The 1,740-nt window shown below is 46.6% G+C and carries 2 protein-coding genes; one reads left to right on the forward strand and one right to left on the reverse strand.

From position 1 onward, the window contains the following. Positions 1 to 377, forward strand: a 377-nt coding sequence (locus QZ105_RS10450; RefSeq protein ID WP_293729859.1) for a DUF523 domain-containing protein, incomplete at its 5' end; no start/stop codon positions are given. Positions 378 to 683: 306 nt separating this feature from the next. Here the strand turns inward: QZ105_RS10450 and QZ105_RS10455 are convergent. Continuing rightward, on the reverse strand, positions 684 to 1,740 hold a 1,057-nt coding region (locus QZ105_RS10455), incomplete at its 5' end, for a hypothetical protein (RefSeq protein ID WP_293729860.1).

Consider the following 1,740-nt stretch of genomic DNA (forward strand, 5'->3'; position numbering starts at 1 on the left):
TGCCCTTCTTCCCCGAAGCGGCAGGCGGACTGCCAACGCCCCGTCCCCCTGCTGAAATCAGCGGCGGCACGGGGCGCTACGTCTGGCGCGGCTGTGCCCGCGTCGTCAATGACCAGGGCGAGGACGTAACCGACGCCTTTAAGCAAGGGGCCCGGCTCTGCGCCGAAATTTGCCGGCGCTATAATATTACCGCCGCTATTTTAAAACAGCGCAGTCCCTCCTGCGGCAGCGACGCCATTTATGACGGCAGCTTTCAGGGCCGCCGCATCCCCGGCATGGGCGTTACGGCAGCCCTGCTGGCGCAGCAGGGCGTAAAGGTTTATTCCGAAGAAGACATAACGGAGGAGCTGCTGCAAGAGCTGTTTACTAACGGCTAAAATTGCGAAACTTAGCAGCACCTAAAAATAAAAAACCGAGGCTGTATCCCCGGTTTTTTAGGCCGCCTATAAGTTATAGCAGCTGCCGCAGCAAACGCAAAACAAAGTTCGATGTGTTGACTATTTTTATTTTTGAGCTTATAATAATAAAAGAGATAGCTGGTATCGGAAAGTCGGCTTCTCCTCAATTTTAATAACTATTGGAAAAGAGCCGCTTACCGTTAAGCGTTTTTTTCATACTACAAAAAGGGACGGCCGCAGCCGTCCCTAAATTTTTGAGAAGTATTAACTTGTCTAAGGGTTGGATTAAAAAGTGAACAGCATTTGAGCCCACAGAGTTTGAGACTCGCGTTCGCCTTCTTTTTCTTCCAGATCATACCATTCAACTTGGCCAACGATGTTCTTAGCAAAGGTGTAGTTAGCAAATACGCTGTAGCCTTTGAAGCCAAACATCTTATCGGCAACACCGTTCATGGTGTGGTCAATATAAGTGGTAACGCCTTGGTCATAGTATTTAGCTACCAAACCCCAAGAACCGGGTTGGGAAGCTTTAGCGCCTTTGTAGGATGCGGTTACTACATAACCGTCGTCATCAACACCTTCATATTCTCCAGAATCGTCGCCCATCAAATACATAGCGCCTAATTTAAAGTTCTTATCGAATGCATAATTAGCATTTACTTGCCAAATTTCAAAATCTTCAGCTTTATCCAATGCTTTATCAGAAACAATATTACCAGTAGTATTTAATTTAGTACCATACATATCAACGTCTTTAAAGTTATAGTAGCCAGCGCCTAAAGACAAGGAACCTACTTTACCGGTTACATCTGCATACCAAGTTTCGTCAGACTCGCCTCTGATACCAAATTCATTTGCACCCACTGCGCCAGTATTTTTAAAAGTTACACTAGAAGGAGTAGCTTTGCCATAGCCAGCGGTTACTTTAACGTCTTTGCCATAGGACAGTTGTACGCCGTCGAAACGGGTATCATATACGTTGCCATCAGCCAATTTCAGATTATAGCGACCAGCTTGAACCTTTACGCCGCCCAATTTGCCGTTTACGTAAGCGCGTTGGAATTTAGTGTCTTCGTCGCCAGCATCGTTTTTCAAATCCTGGTTGTTTTCAATCATGCCGGTGTAGGTCCAGTCGTCGTTAATTTGGCCGTTGAAGAACAGGCGGGAACGCAGTTTGGTTTCATAACCGTTGAAATCATCGTCGCTGTCAGTGTAGTGATAACGAACTTCACCGGTAATTTTTACAGCATCAGCTTTCTTTTCCAGGTTAGCAACGCGAACGCCCAAAGTATCCAGCTCGTCAGCAAATTCAGCAGCCAGCTTGTCAACGTTAGCGCCTTTT

This window comes from uncultured Phascolarctobacterium sp. (genome assembly GCF_905212365.1).
Taxonomy (GTDB): Bacteria; Bacillota; Negativicutes; order Acidaminococcales; family Acidaminococcaceae; genus Phascolarctobacterium_A.